At 59.4% G+C, this 16,326-nt stretch carries 14 protein-coding genes and 1 pseudogene; 8 read left to right on the top strand and 7 right to left on the bottom strand.

The annotated features are described in order from the left end of the window. The first annotated feature begins 27 nt into the window (after window positions 1-27). The gene (locus ACRDD5_RS11980) at window positions 28-837 is read left to right on the top strand and encodes an MBL fold metallo-hydrolase (protein WP_438676880.1); all 810 of its coding nucleotides are present in this window, start codon (window positions 28-30) and stop codon (window positions 835-837) included. A 51-nt stretch (window positions 838-888) separates the two neighbouring features. After that, a complete protein-coding gene (locus tag ACRDD5_RS11985) occupies window positions 889-1,524 on the top strand; it encodes a carbonic anhydrase (RefSeq protein WP_271283788.1) in 636 nt (211 codons plus the stop codon). 43 nt (window positions 1,525-1,567) lie between these two features. Here the strand turns inward: ACRDD5_RS11985 and ACRDD5_RS11990 are convergent, their stop codons facing one another. The 6 genes from ACRDD5_RS11990 to ACRDD5_RS12015 form a co-directional block, all read right to left on the bottom strand. Continuing rightward, on the bottom strand, window positions 1,568-2,743 hold the full coding sequence (locus ACRDD5_RS11990) for a cupin (protein WP_438676881.1): 1,176 nt from the start codon (window positions 2,741-2,743) through the stop codon (window positions 1,568-1,570). Between the two features lie 11 nt (window positions 2,744-2,754). After that, window positions 2,755-3,543 (bottom strand): HpcH/HpaI aldolase family protein, encoded by a 789-nt coding sequence (locus tag ACRDD5_RS11995; protein WP_271283786.1) that lies wholly within the window; start codon window positions 3,541-3,543, stop codon window positions 2,755-2,757. Beyond that, window positions 3,530-4,264 carry an alpha/beta fold hydrolase gene (locus ACRDD5_RS12000; RefSeq protein WP_438676882.1) on the bottom strand — a complete coding sequence of 245 codons (735 nt, stop codon included), beginning with the start codon at window positions 4,262-4,264 and terminating at the stop codon, window positions 3,530-3,532. Before ACRDD5_RS12000 ends, ACRDD5_RS11995 begins: the two co-directional genes overlap by 14 nt. A 5-nt stretch (window positions 4,265-4,269) precedes the next feature. Beyond that, window positions 4,270-5,034 (bottom strand): SDR family NAD(P)-dependent oxidoreductase, encoded by a 765-nt coding sequence (locus ACRDD5_RS12005; protein WP_438676883.1) that lies wholly within the window; start codon window positions 5,032-5,034, stop codon window positions 4,270-4,272. 3 nt (window positions 5,035-5,037) lie between these two features. Then, entirely contained in the window at window positions 5,038-6,360 is a 1,323-nt protein-coding gene (hisD, locus tag ACRDD5_RS12010) for a histidinol dehydrogenase (protein ID WP_438676884.1), read from the bottom strand. Window positions 6,361-6,432: 72 nt separating this feature from the next. Further along, the gene (locus ACRDD5_RS12015) at window positions 6,433-7,671 is read right to left on the bottom strand and encodes an MFS transporter (RefSeq protein WP_438676885.1); all 1,239 of its coding nucleotides are present in this window, start codon (window positions 7,669-7,671) and stop codon (window positions 6,433-6,435) included. A gap of 348 nt (window positions 7,672-8,019) precedes the next feature. Between ACRDD5_RS12015 and ACRDD5_RS12020 the strand changes: the two genes are divergently transcribed. The 5 genes from ACRDD5_RS12020 (at window position 8,020) to ACRDD5_RS12040 (ending at window position 14,009) form a co-directional block, all read left to right on the top strand. Then, window positions 8,020-9,090: a LacI family DNA-binding transcriptional regulator gene (locus ACRDD5_RS12020; protein WP_271283781.1), complete on the top strand. Its 1,071-nt coding sequence runs from the start codon at window positions 8,020-8,022 to the stop codon at window positions 9,088-9,090. Beyond that, window positions 9,087-10,058: a nuclear transport factor 2 family protein gene (locus tag ACRDD5_RS12025; RefSeq protein WP_438676886.1), complete on the top strand. Its 972-nt coding sequence runs from the start codon at window positions 9,087-9,089 to the stop codon at window positions 10,056-10,058. The genes ACRDD5_RS12020 and ACRDD5_RS12025 overlap by 4 nt, the downstream gene beginning before the upstream one ends. Before the next feature lie 132 nt (window positions 10,059-10,190). After that, the gene (locus ACRDD5_RS12030; protein ID WP_271283779.1) at window positions 10,191-11,330 is read left to right on the top strand and encodes a nuclear transport factor 2 family protein; all 1,140 of its coding nucleotides are present in this window, start codon (window positions 10,191-10,193) and stop codon (window positions 11,328-11,330) included. After that, the gene (gene hisD / locus ACRDD5_RS12035; protein WP_438676887.1) at window positions 11,330-12,640 is read left to right on the top strand and encodes a histidinol dehydrogenase; all 1,311 of its coding nucleotides are present in this window, start codon (window positions 11,330-11,332) and stop codon (window positions 12,638-12,640) included. Before ACRDD5_RS12030 ends, hisD (ACRDD5_RS12035) begins: the two co-directional genes overlap by 1 nt. A 55-nt stretch (window positions 12,641-12,695) precedes the next feature. After that, window positions 12,696-14,009, top strand: coding sequence for an amidase (locus ACRDD5_RS12040; protein ID WP_438676888.1), 1,314 nt, complete (start codon window positions 12,696-12,698; stop codon window positions 14,007-14,009). Here ACRDD5_RS12040 and ACRDD5_RS12045 read toward each other — a convergent pair. Further along, on the bottom strand, window positions 13,996-15,606 hold the full coding sequence (locus ACRDD5_RS12045) for an FAD-NAD(P)-binding protein (protein ID WP_438676889.1): 1,611 nt from the start codon (window positions 15,604-15,606) through the stop codon (window positions 13,996-13,998). The genes ACRDD5_RS12040 and ACRDD5_RS12045 overlap by 14 nt on opposite strands. 296 nt (window positions 15,607-15,902) lie before the next feature. Between ACRDD5_RS12045 and ACRDD5_RS12050 the strand changes: the two are divergent. Further along, window positions 15,903-16,326 (top strand): annotated as a pseudogene (locus ACRDD5_RS12050) (dimethyl sulfoxide reductase subunit A); the annotation flags it as partial.

Raw genomic sequence — 16,326 nt, forward strand, 5'->3', positions numbered from 1 at the left:
AGGCATTAACCCTGCAAAGGAGCGGCAATGATTACGCTATGCCAGACCTGCGGCACGTCCTATGACGGGCCCACCGAACCCAAACGGTGCCCCATTTGTGAAGATGAACGCCAGTATGTGCCCTCGACAGGCCAGGCGTGGGTCGCGTTTGACACCCTGACCGCAACGCACACCAACAAATGGCAGCAGCTCGAACCGGATCTGTTCGGTATCAAAACCGTGCCCGGCTTCGCCATTAACCAGCGCGCCATTCTGCTGCGTACCCCGCAGGGCAACGTGCTGTGGGACTGCATCGCCAATCTCGACAGCGCTACCCACGCGCTGGTGATGGCGCTGGGCGGGATCAGCGCCATCGCGCTTTCTCATCCGCATTACTACACCACGATGCAGGACTGGGCGGCGGCCTTTAACGCCCCGGTTTATCTGCATGCCAGCGACAGGGAGTGGGTGATGCGGGACAGCCCGGCGCTGCGGTTCTGGGAGGGCGACGCGCTCGAAATTGCCCCAACGGTAACCCTGTTAAGGCTTGGCGGGCATTTTGCCGGTGGCACGGTGCTGCACTGGAAACGCGATAGGGGCGTGCTGCTGGCGGGGGATATTCTGCAGGTGACCCCGGGAAAAGACGCGGTGTCCTTTATGTGGAGCTACCCAAATATGCTGCCGCTACCCGCCGCAACGGTGAGCGATATCACCGCGCGTCTGGACGGTGTGCGCTTTTCCAGACTGTATGGTGCCTTTGAAGGGCAGAACATTCCTGCCGATGCCCGGGAGATCGTCATGCGGTCGGGCCAGAAATATATTGCTTGTCTGAACCCCGGCCCGGTCGCTAAAATCTAAAAACATGATCTCGATCATATCTAAACCATTACAGAAAAATGAGACATTGCCATGCAACATATCATTGAAGGTTTTCTCAGCTTTCAAAAAGAAGTTTTTCCACAACGTAAAGAACTTTTCCGCAGTCTGGCCTCCAGTCAGAATCCCAAAGCGCTTTTCATCTCCTGTTCTGACAGCCGACTGGTTCCGGAACTCGTCACCCAGCAGGATCCCGGACAGCTCTTTGTCATTCGTAATGCTGGCAACATCGTGCCGCCCTTCGGGCCCGAGCCGGGCGGCGTGTCGGCCACCATTGAATACGCCGTTGTGGTTCTGGGCGTGACCGATATCGTGATCTGCGGCCACTCTAACTGTGGCGCAATGAAGGCCATTGCTGACAACGCGAACCTGGATCCAATGCCGGCAGTTTCCCACTGGCTGCGCTATTCCGACGCGGCGAAAGCGGTGGTGGAAAATAAAACCTGGGACAACCCGACTGACAAAGTGAACGCGATGGTGCAGGAAAACGTCTTCGCGCAGCTGAGCAACATCAAAACGCACCCGTCGGTTGCCGTGGGTCTGCGTAACGACACCATCCGCCTGCACGGCTGGGTTTACGATATCGAAAGCGGCGACATTCGTGCGCTGGATAAAAACAGCAAAACCTTTGTCTCCCTGTCCGACAATCCGGGCGTGTACTTCGAGTAAATGACGCTGTTCAGGGCGGGATGTCCCACCCTGAACCAACGCATCAGAAGGCGGAAGGCAGCGCTTCGAGTCGAAGACCGGCGCGCTTAGCGGTTTCCGGCAGCAGATCGACTGCCGTGACGTAGCCATCCGGATCGAGACAGCGGTTTGCCGCCCGGGCTTGTTTCAGGATTGTCTCATCCCAGTAGACGCGCTTACGCTGATCGCCCTCGGTAGTCAGGATGCACTCCATGTCACCCTCCAGCGCGCGGTAACGCCGCCAGCTGTTTGCCGGAACCGAAATCACCGAACGTTCAGGCGCAACGATACTCACCTCTTCACCCTCCAGATTCCACGTCACTTCCAGCGTGCCTTTAAACACCATGATGACCTGCACGTCCGGACACAGATGCCGCCCGACCACATGCTCATCAGCGAGGCGCATCCATTCCACCGAGAAGCCGTGCGGGTTAACGATAGCCGGGGCCGCGTGTTTGTCCTGGCTGATACCAAAGCCAATCACCGGCGCAATCTCACCGCCGTGACCCGGCAGGACCGAGTCCAGCAGACCTGCCGCAGACCAGCGGCGATCCTCCCCGGTCACCGCCCGTTGGCGCATCTCCTCTACGGAGTAGTGGCGCAGGGCGGCAATCTCTTCCGGCGGCAGCGGCGTGAGCAACCCTGCCGGTTCCGGCAGCGTATCGCCCGCATTAACGTCGATCAGCATATTCTCTTTGCTCAGATACAAGCCATACTCGCTGGCGGCATTCAGAATCGACGGGTGCCAGATAATCCCCCCGGTATGATTACCGCCCAGCACCGTGTAGACCATTCCGCAGGTCTCTTCCTGGCTGACGTTGGTGAAGCCGCGGAAAATCCACGTTGGAATAGACAGAATGGCCGGGGCGCTGAGCTCGGCTTCATTTTCGCCGTTCGCCCCCCAGCGAAAACGCCATGTCCCTTCGTGGATCAAAAACACTTCTGCCGTGAAGTGCAGGTGCAAATTATTGGTGACCCCTTTGGGCATTGCCGCGGCACCAATGTTAAAGCCGTGCGGTTCCGGAATGTTCACCACCTGAGCGGACGACTGGGTCACGCCCGGACCGACAAACGAGTAGTTCTGTTTCAGGTGCGAGCCCGGAAGCTTGCAGTCGATAAACGCAAGATTACAGGACACCATATCTTCAGGTGCCACCAGGCGGCTTTTCGCCAGTTCCGGGGTAATGTGACGTGCTTTCATTTTCTCTCCTGTTAATAGCCTGATGCGCCGGTAGTAGGAATGGCGTTACCGCGTGCCTGCGCGATGGCCTCGCGCGAGGCGCGGCCAAGCTGCATGACATCGTTCGCGGGGGTAACAAACTGAAAACCTTCGCTGATGCGCCGGGCGGCCGCGTCGCCGGAGGTACAAAAGATCCCAGCGATTTTTTGCGTCTGGCGACAGCGGCTGACGACCCGCTCAACGGCGGCCAGCATCTCCGGATGACGGGATTCGGCGCTGGCGCTGCCGGTGAGGGTCAGGGACAAATCGTTCGGGCCGATAAACACTCCGTCTAACCCCTCCGTCGCCAGAATCGCGTCGAGGTTCGCCAGCCCTTCGCGGGTTTCGATCATCGCCAGCGTCAGAATTTCGCTGTTGGCGTGCTGGGGGTAATCGGCACCGCCGTACAGCAGACCGCGCGCCGGGCCAAAGGAGCGATTGCCCAGCGGGGGATAGCGGCAGGCGGCGACAAAACGGCGGGCCTCTTCCGGGGTGGAGATCATCGGGCAGATAATGCCGTAAGCGCCGGCATCGAGCATGCGCATGATTTGCGCCGGGTCGTTATCGGAGACCCGCACCAGCGGCACCGCCGAAGTGGCGGAGAGTGCCTGCAGCATGGTCAGCGCGCTGGCAAAATCAATCATCCCGTGCTGGAGATCGACGGTGATGGCATCGTACCCCTGATGGCCCATGATTTCGGCACTGTAGCTGGACGGGATCGCCAGCCAGCCATTAATGATGGCGGCGTTCTCGCGCAGCGCCTTGAGTTTATTCTGTCGCATGTAAACACTCCTGAATCCACTGGCGCAGCGGGATAGCGACCTCATCCGGCGCTTCGAGCACGGTAAAGTGCCCGGCCTGCGTGAGGGTAACGCTTGTCGCCTGCGGGGCGCTTTCGGCGGCCAGCTGGTGGTAGTGGGGCGTGCAGATGGGATCGTGCAGGCCGTTAATAATGATGATGGGGCAGGTCGCGGCGGCCAGCGCCTCGCGATTATCGCCCCGGGAAATCGCGATTTCGGTCTGGGTCGCCAGCACGTCAGGTCCGCACTCCTCTGCCATCTGGCAGATAACCGCGTGCAGTTCCCGGTCATGAAGGCGTGACGGGGCCACGTACTTTGGCCACAGGCTGGCAGACAGCCAGTTCGCCAGCCCCTGTTCCCGCGCCGCACGAACGGCTTCGCGGCGTGGGGTGGCATTTTCCGGCCGGTCTGCCAGCGGATTGACTGACAGCAGCGCCAGCCCGGCAATCCGTTCAGGGGCGTCGGCGATCATCTGCAGAGCCACAATCGCCCCCAGCGAAAATCCCGCCAGCAGGAATCGCGGCGGCAACTCACTCCGCAGCCGTTGGGAGACCTGCTCCGCCGTGGTGGCCCCGGTCGGCTCAACGCAAATCGCGGCAGACAGCGCGAGCTGGTCGACGATCGGCTGCCAGAGCCTGCGGTTACACAGCGTGCCGCCAATCAGCACCAGCGGCATGTGGGTATTGTTAAGCGTTGTCATCATAGCCCTCAGGTTGCGGTCCAGCCGCCATCGACCATCAACGCACTGCCGGTGATCATCCCTGCGGCATCGGAGGCCAGGAACACTACCGGCCCCATCACGTCTTCGACTGTGCCCAGCCGCCCGAGCTTGATGTTGTCCAGCACGTAGCGACGAAAGGCGGGTTCGCCCAGCGCGCGCTGCGAAAGTGCGGTCTCTATAAAGGTCGGGCACAGGGTGTTGACCCGGATCCCGGCATCCCCCAGCTCCAGCGCCATCGATTTGGTTAATCCCTCCAGCGCAAATTTGGAGGCGCAGTAGACGCTGCGGTTCGGGCCGCCAACGTGGCCCATTTGCGACGAGATATGGATAATCGACCCGGCAATCTGCTGGTCGCGCATCCGCGCCGCCACCTGCTGGCTGATAAAAAAGGTGGCCCGCAGGTTGATGGCCATCACCGCATCGAAGTTCGCTTCACTCACCTTCATAAACGGCTCGTGACGCGCCAGCCCGGCGCTGTTCACCAGGATGTCGAACGCCGGCAGGGGCGAAAGCACCCGCTCGACCTGCGCGACGTCGGTGATATCCAGCGACACCGTATGCAGCGTCAGCCCCTGTTCGGCGGCGAGCGTCGCGGCCGCGTCCAGCGCCGGGCGATCCCGGGCGGCAATCCACACCTCGGCCCCGGCCTGCGCCAGGGCGACGGCGCAGGCGAACCCCAGTCCTTTGGAGCCGCCCGTTACCAGCGCGCGTTTCCCGTGCAGGTCAAAAGAAGGCATCTCAGGAAACGTCATGCCTTACACCTTTTCTCTGACCGGGGCGGGGGTGGCGTACGGCACATCCACCTGGCCGTAGCGGCGCACGCGAATATTGGCCTGCTCGGCATGTCCGGCAAAGCCCTCCAGCAGCGACAGACGCGAGCAGTAGCTGCCGATCTCGGCAGTGGCTTCATCGCTGAGCACCTTCTGCCAGGTGCAGGTTTTCATGAACTTGCCGACCCACAGGCCGCCGGTGTAGCGCGCCGCTTTTTGCGTCGGCAGGGTGTGGTTGGTGCCAATGACCTTATCGCCGTAAGCGACGTTGGTGCGCGGGCCGAGGAACAGCGCGCCAAAGTTGGTCAGATTCGCGAGGAACCAGTCGTCGCGGTCGGTCATCACCTGCACGTGCTCGGAGGCGATGCGGTCGGCTTCGGCGAGCATTTCGTCGTAGCTGTCGCAGACGATGATTTCGCCATAGTCGCGCCAGGCCTGACGCGCAACGTCGGCGGTAGGCAGTTTTTCCAGCAGGCGGTCGATCTCCCGCAGCGTCTCTTTGGCAAGCATCATCGAGTTGGTCAGCAGAATGGCGGGGGTGGTCACCCCGTGCTCGGCCTGACCCAGCAGATCGGTGGCGCACATTTCGGCGTCGACCGTTTCATCGGCAATCACCAGCGTCTCGGTTGGACCGGCAAACAGGTCGATGCCGACCCGGCCAAACAGCTGGCGCTTGGCTTCGGCGACATAGGCATTGCCCGGCCCGACCAGCATATCCACCGGGGCCAGCGAATCGGTGCCGAGCGCCATCGCGCCGATAGCCTGAATGCCGCCCAGGGCATAAATCTCAGTGGCACCGGCCATTTTTTGCGCCGCCACGATGGCCGGAGCCGGTTCACCGCCGAACGGCGGGGCGCAGCTCACGATGCGCGAACAGCCCGCAACGTTGGCGGTAATGATCGACATATGCGCCGAGGCCAGCAGTGGATATTTGCCGCCGGGGACGTAGCATCCCACCGCATTAATCGGAATGTTTTTATGCCCGAGGATCACCCCGGGGCGGGTTTCAATTTCCAGATCGCGCAGGCATTCCCTCTGGGCGCGGGCAAAATTAAATACCTGCTCCTGGGCGAATTCGATATCGCGAATATCCTGACGGCTGAGTCGTTTAATACAGTCATTAATCTCCGCGTCCGTCAGGCGATAATCCTGGCGATCGTAGCGGTCGAATTTAATGGATAATTCGCGAATGGCTTTATTCCCACGCTTTTCAATATCCGCAAGAATAATTTCTACCGTTTCCCTTATCTGACGCTGTGCATCCTGACGTTCCTGAACCGGTTTACTGGTTTTCAATATATAAGCCACAATCGTTTCCTTTCATATTTAAAATGACGAAGAGCCTCCCGGCGAACCGGAATAAAGCATCGCTACTGCAATTTATTGGTCGCGGGCGGGCGCGAGGGAACTATTCAGCGGTAATTCTGCGGTCGGTGGCGTTTTACGTGAATTCACCCAGCGCACGGAAAGCGGGGTGGCCATCGCCGCAACAATCGAGAGGGCGGCAATAAACAGATACCCGGAAGAGAGGTTAATGTGCTGCATCATCACCCCCATGATCACCGGCCCGGCAAACATGCCGCAGGAGTAAATGGTCTGGAACAACCCCATGCGGGTGGACTGTTCATCGGAGGTAGTGTTGACCACGCTCAGGGACATAAATGCCGCGAACGCCATCCCGAAGGAGAAGCCGGCCAGCGCCTGCAGAACATAGATCACGTACATGTTGCTGGTGAACGGAATGCCAAACGTCGAGATCACCTGCAGCACAATCCCCAGCACCGCCGTCTTCATCAGGCCCAGGCGCTGGTAAAACACGCTGCTGCACAGGGCAACCGCCAGCGCGTAGAAGATCAGATGGATGTTGCTCAGCAGAGTCAGGATCCCGGCGCGCCCCCCAAGCTGCTCGGCGTAGATGGGCGTCAACGTATCGCGGGTGGCAAAAGGCACCAGGATGACAAGGGTCGCCAGAATGCCAATCAGCCACACCGAACGGTCCGCAAGCTGCAGGCGGGCCCCGGCGATACAGGCTTTCAGCGACGGGGCTTTTACCGGGTCGTGGACATCGCGGATCCGGGTGGTCAGGAGCAGTGCCACCAGCGCCGAGACGCAGGAGACGAAGAAGGCGATGTTGTTGGCAAAGTAGTGAATCAACAACCCGCCGATGCAGTTGCCGAGAAACACCCCAAGCGGCCCCGCCAGCGCCAGAAAGGCTACGGCAGCGGGGGCGTCTTTGCGGTCAAAATAGCGCATAAACAGGATGTTGTAGAGCACCCAGGTGGCGGCGGTGACGCCGTCTGCCGCTTTAGCCAGATACAGGGTAAGGGCGTTCGGCTCCAGCCAGGCCAGCGGCCAGGCGATAATCGGCAGGACCAGCGCGACCTGGATAAAAATTTTCCGGCTCTTCACCACGTCGGAGATGATCCCCAGTGGAAAACGAATCAGCAGCGTGGCCAGGCCGCTGGCCCCCATAATGATGCCCATCACCTGCGGCTCCATCCCCTGATTGATCATCATCGGGGCCAGAAACGCATCGATGCTGTGGATGCAGATGAAAAATAACACGCTGATGAAGAAAAACAGCCGGGCTTCCGGTCGGCGTAACAGTGCTCGAAACATGGTTGTGAACCTCTAAATAATCAATGGGTTATAACCAATCAAGTACAACGTTTACCGGCTCAATCCTTTTGATGACTGCCCACTTTGCCCGGTACAATTGACGGTGTGAAACTGCTCTGCATACGTATTCAAAATTGAAGTTACGAAAAGGTTTCAATTTTGTAAAGGTTGTTTGTCACCATTGTGAAAAAAATAATTTAGGCTGTTGCATACGCATGCAAAGATGGTGTAAGTATAAAAAGTACCCGCTTCCTGAGGCAGCAAGAACGGGGGGATAGGCGGTGATCGCGTTATCTTCTTGAAAGTGTGCCAGAATCGGGAAGTGCAAGGGATAAGGAACAAACGGCAATGAAACGTAAGACTTTTACGGCGGTGACCTCTCAACAGGTGGCTCAGCTGGCAGGCGTATCACAATCAGCGGTGTCCCGCACCTTTACGCCGGGGGCGAGTATCTCGCCGGCCACGCGTGAGAAGGTGCTTAAGGCGGCGCGCGAGCTGGGCTATCGTCCGAATGCGATAGCCCGCTCGCTGAACACTGCCCGCTCGCGCATCATCGGGGTGGTGATCTCCTATTTTGATAACCCGTTTTATCCGCACGTGCTTGAGGCACTGGCGCAAAAGCTGGATACCCTCAACTATCACCTGCTGCTGTTTGTCGGTGACCGCGAGGGCAACGTGGACCGAATTTTCGACCAGATCATGCAGTACCGGGTGGACGGCATCGTGCTGGCTTCGGTTACGCTGTCGCTTGATTTGTCAGAAGAGTGTCTGGCCGCCGGGATCCCGGTGGTGCTGTTTAACCGCAGCGAAGCGAGCGGAATGGCATCCAGCGTCAACAGCAACAACGAGGCGGCCGCCCGCCAGATTGCCGAATTTTTACTGGCGGCAGGCCACCAGCGCTTTGCCTACGTGGGCGGCGTGGCGGACTCGTCGGTGAATATCACCCGCCAGCGGGGTTATCTGACCGCGCTGCACGAGCAGGGCATCGACGATGTCCGGGTGGTGAATGGTAATTACGATGCCCAGCAAACCACCCGTGCGGCGTACGCGCTCTTTTCCGCTGCGCCGGCGCCGGACGCCATTTTTGTCGCCAACGACCACATGGCGGTGATAGTGATGGACGTGGCCCGCTACGAGTTTGGCCTGCGCATCCCGGAAGACGTCTCGGTGATTGGCTACGACGATATCGGCCCGTCCGGCTGGTCGTCATATGCGTTAACCTCCGCGTCACAGCCGGTGGAAGCGATGGTGACGGAGACGGTGGCGCTACTGATGAAGCAAATCGAGAGTGGAAATATCGAGCCTGAACAAATCACCGTGCCGGGCACGCTGGTCGTTCGGCACTCTGCACGCCGTCCGCACGCGGGCGTCGTCGAAGAAAACGGGAAAGTGGTGTTCCAGACGCAGGAGGACAAATGAGCAGATTGCCGGGCTTTAGCCCCCAGTTCGACTCCATTCAACAGTTTATTCTGACCCTGACCCACGTGGTCTGGGAGCAGAAAGATATCGGCCAGCTCGCGGACTTTTACGCCACGCCGGTGGTATTTATCACCCCAGAAAAACAGCTGAACGATCTCTCCCAGTTTATGCGCTTAACCCTCGAGGCGATGCACAGCTTCCCCCAGCGCACCGTGCTGACGGAGGACATTCTGGCGACCCACAATCCGGGGGATGAATACTACGCCGCCCAGCGCACGATCGCCTGCATTCGCCATCAGGGGGAAGGGTTCTTCGGTGCACCGACCGGCAAAACCGTCTGGGTGCGCACCTGGGCGGACCGGATCTGCGCCGACGGCGCGGTACGTCAGGAGTGGCTCCTGCAGGACCGGGCGGCGATAGTGGCGCAGCTGGGGTTCAACGTGCAGGACTTTGCGCGCAATCTGGCGAACATGCAGGAACAGCTTGGGATCCCACGTGAAACCGCCGAGACGCTGGACGCCCGCTGGGCCGGGGGACCTGAAGGTGATGACGTCGAAGGGCCGATTGCCGGGGTTATTGAGCGCTATCTGACCATGTGGGCAGGCGGCAACAGCGGCACCGTGCCGGGCCTGTATCATCCCGCCGCCACGCTGTTTGCGCCGGGGCACTGCATCTGCACCGGGGAGCAGGAAATCGCCGCCCTGCTGTCGGGCTACCGGGCCTCCTTCGCCGACAGCGAAGTGCAGCTTCACCACTTGATTGTTCGTCGGGATGCTAACGAGCCGGTGCGCATTTCGCTGCGCTGGTCGCTGCTGACCTGGCACGACGGCTACGGCAAATTTGGCATGCCGACCCGCAAACCGGTATCAATTACCGGTATTAGCCAGCTCGAATTACGCGATGGTTTAATTATTCGCGAATATCTCGGTATTGATGAATTAGCTATCTGGTCGCAAATCGTGAATTAAGCGGCGGTTCGCCCCCGCTATATAACTTATCCGTAACGTGTTTTAAATCCACCGCAATGCAAATTGCGGTTCTCTTCTCCATCCATTCCGGGTGCGGGATCGTATTGTCTGAAAATAGAAGCAGGAGATCGCATGTCTTCAACCGAAGCAACAAATAAAGCTCCAGCCGTACCTGAAAAAAATAATAAACCGACCCGTGACGAACCGGTATTACAGGTTGAGCGTCGGGACTTTATTGATTTGGTGCCGGAAAAGCGTCCGCGCGCGCAATCATTACGCGGCTTTGATGATTGCTATACCGATATTGTCGACTATATCGTTCGCTGCACCCATAAAATATGGGATGAACGCGACGTGGGCTTAATTTACACCCACTATACGCACAATTGTATTTTATATAATGCGCTTGGCACCCTGTATAACCGCGAGCAGGTGGTGCAGGATACCCTGCAGCGTCTGATTGCTTTCCCGGAGCGCCGGGGGATGGCGACCCAGGTTATCTGGAACGGCAACGACGTTGACGGTTTCTATACCTCGCATCTGGTGACCGGCAGCGGGCGCCACACCCAGTTCAGCCATCTGGGCAAACCGACCAACCGCACCTTCGTCACCCGCACCGTGGCCGACTGCATGATCCACGAAAACAAAATCTACCGGGAGTGGGTGGTCAGCGACAACATGTCCCTGATGAAGCAGCTGGGGCTGAACACCGACGAAGTGGCCTTTAACATGGCGAAAGAGCAGTTCGACAAGGGCTTTCGCGTCACCGACATCGGCGAAAATGGGCGCATGCTGGGCCAGTATCCGCCGGAAATGGTCTGCGACGTCTCCATCGCCCATACCGACACCGAAGAGCAGTGCCTGCGCTGGCTGCACGAAATTTATAACCGCCGGATGCTCGGCAAGATCAAAGAGGTGTATGCGCCAAACGTGCAGTGGCACGGCCCGCTGATGAAAGAGCTGTACGGCGTGGCGGCAGTGACGCACCAGACTCTGGCGCTGATCGGCATGATCCCCGATGGCGCCTGGCTGCCGCAGCATATTTGCTCCAACCCGTGCGAAGAGGGCGGCACCAAAGTGGCGGTTCGCTGGATTATTGAAGGCCATCACCTGGGCTACGGTGAGCTGGGTAAACCGACCGGCGAACGCCTGTTCGTGATGGGCATGTCCCATTACCACATCATCAACGGCAAAATTGTCGATGAGTGGGTGGTTTACGATCACCTGGCGCTGCTGGCACAAATCAAACTTGGTCAAATGGAGGACGCGTAATGACAGCACAATCGATTGTTGACCAGGTGAGCTGGATCAAACGTCCGCAGGGACAGGACGCGCAGGCCGATAAGTCGTTAACCGACACCGTCAGCGCCATTATTGAACGGGTGAAGCGTGAGGGCGACGCCGCCCTGAAAGACTATTCGCAGCAGTTTGATAAGGTAGTGCCGGCGCAGTTTGAAGTCACCGCTGAGGAGATCGACACCGCGCTCCGGGAGATGGATCCGCAGACGCGTCGCGACAGCGAGTTTGCGATTGCGCAGGTGCGCCGCTTTGCAGAGGCTCAGCTTGCCACCATGCTGCCGCTGGAGGTCGAAACCCTGCCAGGCGTGCATCTGGGGCATCGGATTATCCCGGTCCAGACGGTGGGCTGTTACGTGCCGGGCGGTCGCTACCCCATTCTTTCCGCGCCGGTGATGTCGATCGTGCCCGCGACGGTGGCGGGCTGCGAGCAGATCATTGCCTGTCTGCCACCGGCGGCGCATCCGGCGATGATTGCGGTCTGCCATCTGGCAGGTGCACACCGGATCTTTAAAATCGGCGGCGCGCAGGCGATTGCGGCGATGGCCTGGGGGACACAGAGCGTTCCGGCGGTGGATAAAATTGTCGGGCCGGGCAATGCCTTCGTGAACGAGGCTAAGCGTCAGGTATTCGGCAAAGTGGGAATCGACGCCCTGGCCGGGCCGAGCGAAATCTTCACCGTTGCCGATGACAGCGCCGACGCGCGTATTATTGCCGCCGATCTGCTGGCGCAAGCGGAACATGATGTTCATACCCGCGTAGGGCTGGCGACCAGCAGCAGGGCGCTTGCCGAAGGGACGCTGGCAGAGATCGAACGCCAGCTGACGACGCTGCCGACCGCCGCCACGGCGGGGGAAGCCTGGCGTCGGCAGGGGGAAATCGTAGTCTGCGACAGTGAAGAACAGCTGATCGCCTTCGCGGATTATATGGCGACCGAGCATCTGCAGGTGCATACCCGGGATCCGCACAGCACGGCAGCCAAAATCCGTAACTACGGATCGCTGTTTATCGGCCAGAACGCCAGCGTGGTGTTCTCGGATAAATGCTGCGGCACCAACCACACCCTGCCGACCATGGCGGCAGCGCGCTATACCGGTGGACTGTGGGTAGGGGCGTACGTCAAAATTTGTACCCACCAGTGGATTGACGATAAGGGGATTGCCGCAATTGCGGAGCCCGCGATCCGCCAGAGCCGCACCGAAGGGATGCAGGGACACCGTCGGGCCGCGGAAATCCGCCTGCGTCCAGAGGCTCTTGACGCCATTACTTCCGGGTTACGGGACTAGATGCGACGGGAGGTCGGGCGCTGGCCTGGCCTCCGGCATTGATTAAGGGAACACTATGCTAAACAGACGGCTGATCCCTCCGGCAGACTGTCCCGAGGAGATAACCCGACGGCTGACCATGATTGAAAGGCGAGCGGATCTGAATGCCATTCTGGGCGTCAATCCTGACGCCCTGTCGCAGGCGATGCAGTGTCAAACGCTGCGGCGTCGCGGCATGCTTTCCGGGCCATTACATGGCGTGCCGTTGATCGTGAAAGATAACATCGCCTGCGCCGGGTTGCCGCTGACGCTGGGCTGTTCGTCGCTGAGCGCGCTACAACCAACAGCCGATGCGCTGGTGGTTCGCCGGTTGCGCGATGCCGGGGCCATTATTCTGGCGCGGGCAAATATGTCCGAGTTTGCCTTTGACGTCCGCTCCCGCAGCTCGCTCGGTGGCGACGTGCGCAATCCGCTGTTCCCGAACGTTACCGCCGGAGGTTCCAGCGGCGGCAGCGCCGCGGCGGTGGCGGCCGGGATGGCTGAGGGGGCGCTAGGCACCGACACCGGTGGGTCGATTCGCATTCCGTGCAGCTATACCGGGCTGGTGGGGTTACGACCGCGGGTCCGCCGGGAACAAATGGCTGGCATCGCGCCGCTGTCGTTGAGTAAAGACACCGTAGGGCCGATGGTACACTGCGTGCAGGATGCTGCATTGCTGCACGGGATTATGCATGGGCACCCGCCGTCAACCGTCGAAACCGTATCGCTGAAAGGGGTGAGATTTGGGGTGATCCGCGCCCTCGAAGGGGACGACCCGCACCAGCTTGAAGCCTGGCACGCCGCCATCGGAAGGCTGAGGCTGCATGGCGCAGCGGTGGTGGCGGTTGACATTCCACTGCTGCGTGACGTTGAAATGGCGACATGCCTGAGTATGTACGAGTTTCGCGTGGCCTTTGACGGCTGGTTGCAACAGCATCCTGGCGCACCGCACGATCTTCAGGCCATCGTCGCCTCCGGGCAATATTTAGCGGAGTTCTTGCCGCTGCTGACCAGCATGTTGTCCTGCAGGACGCTGAAAACCCCCGCATGGTTGGCCGGACGGCGCTTGCGGCGTGCGTTACGTATGGCGTTGATACAGGTGGCGGAGCAGGGAAGAATAGACGCGTTTCTCTACCCGACGGTGTGTCGGTTACCGGACAGCCTGGAAAAAATGCCGCCCGGCCATGCACCCGAACTGGCGGCCATCAGCGGTTTTGCTGCCATCACGCTCCCCTGTGCAAGAACGCGAACTCACTTCCCCGTGGGGCTCGAAATCCTCTCGACCGCAGAGGATGAGTCCTCGTTACTGGCGCTGGCCGCCGCCTGCGAAACTGCTTTTAATCCCCGATAAACGGCAGCCGTCTGCGCGCCCGGGAGGTGGGTTGGACGGCGGCTTTCGCCATTGACTCCCCGATTTCGGCGCACACCACCAGACCTTGTACAAAAGGCCTGTCGTGCATCAGGTAAGGCAGCGCGCCAAAGGCAATTTTTCCGCGCAGGTATTCCGGGGCGAGGAGGGTGTAATCGTCCCCGACGTCCGGGATCTCCTCGCCGGCGGACTCGAGCTGTTTGCGCAACACCGGGAACGGCAGGTCTTTGGTTTTGAGCGGCTTCTGCCCGCGGGCGTCGATAAAGGTATCGAACGACCAGCTGTTACCCTCGGCATTAATCACCGTTCGGTCCGTTTTTAGGGCCATTTCATAATCCGCGCCCAGCGTCAGAATGCTGATGATGCCCGCCTCGCGCAGGGCCAGCAGCCGGCGAATTGACCGGGACGGGATGGCCGCATAATTGTCGATAAACACCCTCGCCAGACCGGTGTTAAAACGCTCCCGATCCTGTTCAGTGAGGTGAGGGACAATTTTCTCGACGGCTTCGTGCAGACGCAGGATGGTGTAGCGCCACGGCACCGTTCGCCGGTCGCGTTTGTTGCGCTCCACCTCATCCAGATTCGACACCGCCCAGCGGAACGGGCCGTTTTTTTCCCGGTCGGCAAACCAGGCCTCGCGAAGGCTGTCGGCCGTGAGAGTGTTCAGCGCGACCGCCTCGCTCCAGGCCGGATCGGCGCGCTGCAGTTCTTCCACCATAAGCTGGAAGATGCGGTCGAGTAAGCCCTCTGAACCTTGCTCGATCGCGGCGTCAATCGCCTGTTCGGTAGCAATGGTTAACGGCTCGTAGGGGATCGGGCAGTAAAAATCGGCCTCCGGCAGGATGCCCGAGCGGGACATCAGCACAATCTTCAGCGCCTCGCTGCCTTCATCGAGGTGGAAGTGGATCTGCTCGTTATCGGCTTCGACGAAGGTACCATGCTGAATAGCCACCGCCATCGCTGCGTCGAGGCCGCTCAGGGAGGTGCCCATAATACCCACGTTGCCGGCAGCGATTTTGGCCTCCATCAGCCCGGACCACGGACTCGGGAAGAAGGCCCGCGACGAGGCGTCTTCCTCCGGCCAGACGTGCCCGGTGGCGATCACCGCCAGATCGAATGATTTTGGCTCCGGTTCACCTTCCGTCCACAGGTTGACGCCCTCGGGCGTGGCGGCGATGTCGATAACCGGGCAGGACTCGTGCACCTCGACCTCAAAACCCTCTTTTTTCGCCCGTTCGACCAGCTGTAAAAATTGATCGCGGAAATACTCCCCCAGCAGAATGCGCGGCAGGAACTGCCGGACATGCAGGAATGCTTTCTCCACGCCATAGCGCGCCAGATGGGCGGCGCTCTGGCTGCGCAGCCAGTCGATATAGGTTGAGAAAACAGGGGGGATTTCGATGCTGGCGATGTTGGCCAGCATCGTTCTGGAGTTCTCTTCACTGCTGTAGGGCATGCCCACGCCGGCTTTGTCACCCTGCTCATAAACTGAGATGGACAGCGGCGTCCGGAGATTCAGCAGCGAAAAAAACGTATAAATGCCGGTCGGCCCTGCGCCGATAATTGCGATCCTTTTCATCAATGCCACCCTTTATTACGGCCCGCCTGGCAATACGCCTCAGGTCAACACGCAAAAATCCATTAAAAAATAAGTGTGGTCGAAAACGGCGAATGAGCAAACCGGCGCATCATCTCCCGGTATTTATATTTATTTCATGAATGGATGTGGTTTTTGATATTTGTGTACGTCATTGTTATGCCTAAATAAAAAGCGAATAAAGGGTCTGTTGGATGTCATATTTTCTGAGTTGATTCACATCAAATACCTCGATGGGGTTATGAGAAAGAATACCCCTCTTTTTTTGAGGGAATAACATGTCAGAACACAAAGAAAATCGGGACACTCTTTTTCCCCAGATCACACGCAGAGGGCTTCTCAAGGCAGGGTCGGCGCTGGTGACGCTGCCATTTGTCATGTCCGGGAAAGCGCTGGCATCGTCAACCCATGCCAGCCCGGCAGCACAAGCGTCCGGCGCATCTGAACGCGTTGTGCAAACCTGTAGTACCTTTGACTGCGGCGGAAAATGCGATATTCGCGCGCATGTCGCGGACGGCGTGATCACCCAAATCACGACCCGCCCGGACAGCGATCTGGACCCGGAAATGCCTATTATGCGCGCCTGCGTTCGCGGTCGCGGCTATCGCAAGTTTGTCTATCACCCGGATCGCCTGAAATACCCGATGAAGCGCGTCGGTAAGCGCGGGGAGGGCAAGTTTGAACGCATCTCATGGGATGAAG

Source organism: Silvania sp., assembly GCF_051656365.1.
Taxonomy (GTDB): Bacteria; Pseudomonadota; Gammaproteobacteria; order Enterobacterales; family Enterobacteriaceae; genus Enterobacter; species Enterobacter hatchlandensis.

Coding starts and splice junctions, on each gene's coding strand:
- ACRDD5_RS12015 (WP_438676885.1), bottom strand. CDS start 7,671: ATGTTTCGAGCACTGTTACGCCGACCGGAAGCCCGGCTGTTTTTCTTC.
- ACRDD5_RS12025 (WP_438676886.1), top strand. CDS start 9,087: ATGAGCAGATTGCCGGGCTTTAGCCCCCAGTTCGACTCCATTCAACAG.
- ACRDD5_RS12000 (WP_438676882.1), bottom strand. CDS start 4,264: ATGATGACAACGCTTAACAATACCCACATGCCGCTGGTGCTGATTGGC.
- ACRDD5_RS12005 (WP_438676883.1), bottom strand. CDS start 5,034: ATGACGTTTCCTGAGATGCCTTCTTTTGACCTGCACGGGAAACGCGCG.
- hisD (WP_438676887.1), top strand. CDS start 11,330: ATGACAGCACAATCGATTGTTGACCAGGTGAGCTGGATCAAACGTCCG.
- ACRDD5_RS11995 (WP_271283786.1), bottom strand. CDS start 3,543: ATGCGACAGAATAAACTCAAGGCGCTGCGCGAGAACGCCGCCATCATT.
- ACRDD5_RS12040 (WP_438676888.1), top strand. CDS start 12,696: ATGCTAAACAGACGGCTGATCCCTCCGGCAGACTGTCCCGAGGAGATA.
- ACRDD5_RS11980 (WP_438676880.1), top strand. CDS start 28: ATGATTACGCTATGCCAGACCTGCGGCACGTCCTATGACGGGCCCACC.
- ACRDD5_RS12045 (WP_438676889.1), bottom strand. CDS start 15,606: ATGAAAAGGATCGCAATTATCGGCGCAGGGCCGACCGGCATTTATACG.
- ACRDD5_RS11990 (WP_438676881.1), bottom strand. CDS start 2,743: ATGAAAGCACGTCACATTACCCCGGAACTGGCGAAAAGCCGCCTGGTG.
- ACRDD5_RS12030 (WP_271283779.1), top strand. CDS start 10,191: ATGTCTTCAACCGAAGCAACAAATAAAGCTCCAGCCGTACCTGAAAAA.
- ACRDD5_RS12020 (WP_271283781.1), top strand. CDS start 8,020: ATGAAACGTAAGACTTTTACGGCGGTGACCTCTCAACAGGTGGCTCAG.
- ACRDD5_RS11985 (WP_271283788.1), top strand. CDS start 889: ATGCAACATATCATTGAAGGTTTTCTCAGCTTTCAAAAAGAAGTTTTT.